Genomic DNA, 4,487 nt, shown 5'->3' with positions numbered 1-4,487 from the left:
TGCCATAACCTAACCTTACAAAAGAGACTTTAATCTTACATTTTTGTAAGATTGAAAAAATCAAGCAATTTCGCTATCAATATTTTACCACAAAAGAAAGTCAAGAAGAAAACCCTTGCGGATACAAGGGTTAAGGTTCGATATTCAGTCTGCATCAATCAGTAAGAAATTTAGCTACGATTTGATGATGTATTCTCTCAATTAATTATATTTCTATATAAGCAGAACAGTTTTCTTCTAAAGAAAAATCGTCTTTTATCAACAAAGTTAAATCTTTTGAAGATACACTCTCACTTTTATCTATTCGAACAGCTTGATTCATTATTAAATCTTCATAAAGATTTCGAACGAAACGTCCGTTAGAAAAATTTGTGAGATTACTTTCTAACTTTTCATTAAAATAATTTAATAATATTTCTTTCAACTTGTCCTCAATCTGGTAGTCGTCTTTTCTTGCTAAAGTTTCAAGAATATCTAACAATTCCGTAGAAGAATAATTTTCAAAATTAATAAAATAATTAAAGCGAGATTTCAAACCAGGATTTGATTCAAAAAAATGATTCATTGGATCAGTATATCCTGCAACAATAACAATTAGATCATCTCTTGAATCCTCTAGAGCCTTTGTTAATTCCGTTAAACATTCTCGTCCATATGAATCCGTATTGTCATTTTCTGTAATACTATAAGCTTCATCTATGAATAAAACGCCACCTTTTGCTTTTTCGATAACATTTTTTACTTTCAAAGCGGTTTGACCTTGGTAACCAGCAATTAAATCCGTTCTAGAGACTTCAGTAAAATGCCCCTTTGAAAGAAGGCCTAACTGAAAATACATCCGACCTACAATTCTGGCCACTGTCGTCTTTCCAGTACCAGGATTCCCCATAAACGCCATATGTAAAGTTCTCTTTGGTACTTTTAGCCCAGACTCTTTTCTTTTGGACTGAACCTTTTGATATATAACTAACCTCGAAACTTCCTCTTTAACTTTTTGTAAACCAACTAATTGATTTAATTCCTTCATCAATTCATCCAGAGAAGAGTTGCTACGTTTTCCTAACTCCTGCCCTAGTATTTCATAAAGGGAAGAGTAACCTAAATAACAAGCTAAATTATCAGATAACTCTTTCAGCGTTGGACTTATCTTACTTTTTTTGTTCTCTTTTTGAAATAAATATATAGATTTATATAAATCGGCTACTTTATTTGTGTCAGAATGATCAATTATAATCTCATTCACTTTAGTGAGAAAAACCAATTCGTTACCCAGTTGTCGATCCAATTTTTTGGCACTCTCAATTAGTTTATCACGGGATATTGTCATAATCTACCTCAAAAACATAAAAAGTAAAGCAATAATTAACATTCCAATGGATACTCCGGATATGATAAAAACTGTAAGTAGTCGATTGGAAATAAGTTGAATTTGTTGTTTACTTTCTTCTAATTCTCTTCTAAGCTCCTCGAGTTCAGCAGTATGTGAAACAGGTTCTAAAGGGATTTTTGATGAGAATTGTTCTAATTTATCAATTCTTTCATCTAACGAAGATAGAATTCTTTTATGTTCCTCAATGGATTCTTTATGATTATTTTCATTTAATTTTTCTTTAAATTGCTTAAGTGCTAAGAGTGTAGAAGTCTGTTTCTCAATCGTTTTATCAATACGTGCTTGCTCTTTTAAAATTTTCTTATTGTTAAGCTCTATTGCAGCTACATTACAAATAATTGCTTGAATATGACCTTTATCAAGAGCTTCTAAAGCTTTATAAACTTGACCAAATTCTTCAATAAGTTTTTGTTGATTATCATAAAATTTTGAAATGTAATTTTGAGTTTGTTCAACTAAAGTATTAAACTCTTTACCAGTAACTCCATGCTCAACAAAATCAAGACCAAAACCAAAGAATTCTTCATGAGTCCTAACTGTATCAAAATACAAATCATCTCGACTCTGTTCAGCAAACTCTTTCAAATGCTCTTTCGCTTCATCGAAATCATGTTTGCTAATGTTTATTTCAATTGTTTCTTGTTCTTGCTCAAATACTTCTTGTTCCATATTTATCTCCCTAATCTAATAATTCTTGTAATAAATTATCAATCTCATCAAAGTCACTTTTATCGTCTCTTGTAGATTCTGCAAAAATATCTGATAGCTTTTCTTTCATTATTGAAGCAGCCATATCATGTCTTTCCTTAATAGTATTGATAACAGAATCTTTTTCTACTTGAAGCTTTATGCTCTTTACATCTAATAATTGATCTTGAATTACTAACATTTCATTATTTTGATCAATTTTCTTAGATTTTAGTTCGGAAATTTGTTTATTGACAATTTGCTGATCAATCATTTTTAATACAAAAGCACCTGTTATACCAGCGACAGTAGCCCCCATAAATGTTCCGATAATACTAGCCAATGAGCCTAGAATAGGTATTTCTACCGCAAGTGGAGGCGCAATGGCAATGAGAGATTTACCAATTATTTCTCCCAAAGCCAGTCCTCCTGTGACAACTATACCTGCAGTAATTACTTTCCCAAGTTCAAGAATAATAATATTAATATCTTTGGAACTATTTTCAGGATTATTCAAATAATCAATAGCATCTTTTAGAGATGACCAACCTTGTTTTATAAATGTCCAAATTTTTAAAAAAATTTCACCAACTGTTCCAAAAATAGATGTTACAAGCATTGTTAAGATAGATTGACCAACATTTAAAATATGCTTTGATAAATTTGAAACAAAAGAAGAAACAGCTTCTTTTAATTTCTCAAGGAATGAATTGAAATTCTTATGCTTTTCACTCAACCAAACTATAAATTTCTTGATAATTTCTTTTAAAAATTCTGATAAAAGTTGAAAAATTGCAGCCTTTAAAGCTTTTCCGGAAACTTTTAATGCTTCGTCGTGTCGTGATTTTTTACCAGATTGAATAGCTTTTTCTTTATTTTCTTGTTTTCTTTTATGAAGTTCTTCTCTAGCCTCTTGATCATCTTTCTCTAACTGTTTTCTATTAATATTAAAACGTTCTTCTGGCTTCAATCCATTCCTTTCAGAGTCCAAAAATTCTTTCATAGTTTTGTCGCCTTTAGACATATTAGCAGAAGCGTCTAAATCATGTAAATTTTTAGAACTATTAGCAAACTCTTTTACTTCCTCTTTAGAAAAAAATGTAGACATTTCAATATCATTCAATTGCTCCTTTATAGAAACTGTATGATCTTTATGAACCGCTCCTGAACCTTTGTCTCTTCCTTTGTCAAAAAACTCACGAGCATCACTTTTTAGAACTCTTTCACCTTTTTTATTAATAGTGAAGTTGTCTTGCCATTTAGTGTATCTTCCTTGATAATCAACATCTCTATTATGAGTTGCAAATTTCCCTTTTTCAAAATTTTCAGCAGTTTGGATATGAGCTTCTTTTCGTAAATCTAGGGTTTGACCTTTGTTCTCTTTAATAAACTCTTCACCAATTTGGGCAGCAAGTTGAAGTTGTACTTGCTCCCAAACTATATTTTCAATAGATTCTTGAAGATATTCATTATTTTGTAATTTCTCTCTGTCTATATCAAGTTGATCTATATGTTCAACAACATCCTTAAGGTTATTTTCTAAAGAACTTTCTAATTCAAGTAATTGTTCATAGTCAAAGTCAGTTTCAGAACTTTGTAATTCAAACGTTTTATTCTCGTTAGCCATATTAATCTCTCTACATTATTATTGTATTCATTGATTTATTATACCATTTCAAGATTTGATTTGACAAGTTTAAAAAAACTTCGTCCAATCGGACGAAGTTCCTGCTTCTATTATTATCACCAAAACCGTCCATCATTGTCATCAATTGCCTCGGCTTCCTTTCGTTTGCGTGGTCCTGTTCCGTACATTTCTGCTTCGATTTCTTCCTTAGTTGGCAGGATAGAGGCGAGGATGATGTAAATAATCACGCCAATCCCAAAATTTGATATGGTAAAAATGGCAAAGAGAAAGCGGACTAAAGTTACATCAAAATTCCACTTGTCTGATAGACCAGCTAAAACTCCCGACACCATACTATTTCGTTTCATTTTATAAAATTTGTTATTCATGATATGTTCCTCTTTCGGTATTCTTACAAGTAGTATAGCATGAAACAGGTTCACAAACATCAGTCCTTAGGCCGATTTAAGATGACGAGTTTACCACGGCAGACGCCACAGCGATAGCGTTTGGTATCAATCTTCCTCTTTCGTTGATAGGATTGCTTGCAGGATTGACACTGATAGACTAGGTAGGTACTTTGGTCTTTCAGAGGGGGGACAAAGCGCAGTCCATCCACTTCTTTCAAAAGTTCTTTAAAATCTCGGTCCTTATGTCGATATCCTTTTTTCTGAAAATAAAGGTGATAGTGACAGAGTTCATGGCGTACGATTTTTCGAAAAACCTTCAAACCAAGTTCATTATAGACCTTGGGATTAAAATCCAAATGCCCATCTTTAGGGA

5 protein-coding genes are annotated in these 4,487 nt (G+C 31.9%); all 5 read right to left on the bottom strand.

Annotated features, from left to right (window positions below; translation table 11 throughout):
* Positions 1–205 precede the first annotated feature (205 nt).
* Complete coding sequence (locus GMD1S_RS06715; RefSeq protein ID WP_000156038.1) at positions 206–1,327, bottom strand: AAA family ATPase; 1,122 nt, start codon at positions 1,325–1,327, stop codon at positions 206–208.
* 3 nt (positions 1,328–1,330) lie between these two features.
* A complete protein-coding gene (locus GMD1S_RS06710; protein ID WP_000434511.1) occupies positions 1,331–2,059 on the bottom strand; it encodes a hypothetical protein in 729 nt (242 codons plus the stop codon).
* 10 nt (positions 2,060–2,069) lie between these two features.
* A complete protein-coding gene (locus GMD1S_RS06705) occupies positions 2,070–3,704 on the bottom strand; it encodes a hypothetical protein (protein WP_001262759.1) in 1,635 nt (544 codons plus the stop codon).
* 116 nt (positions 3,705–3,820) lie between these two features.
* The gene (locus GMD1S_RS06700; protein WP_001060204.1) at positions 3,821–4,093 is read right to left on the bottom strand and encodes a PspC domain-containing protein; all 273 of its coding nucleotides are present in this window, start codon (positions 4,091–4,093) and stop codon (positions 3,821–3,823) included.
* A 59-nt stretch (positions 4,094–4,152) separates the two neighbouring features.
* A partial coding sequence (locus GMD1S_RS06695) for a SprT family protein (RefSeq protein ID WP_000297507.1) occupies positions 4,153–4,487 on the bottom strand: 335 nt, incomplete at its 5' end.

Source organism: Streptococcus sp. GMD1S, from assembly GCF_000296875.1.
In the GTDB taxonomy this organism is placed as follows: domain Bacteria; phylum Bacillota; class Bacilli; order Lactobacillales; family Streptococcaceae; genus Streptococcus.
Note: the sequence above shows the minus strand (reverse complement) of the source record. Positions and strands in the feature narration are given on the sequence as shown.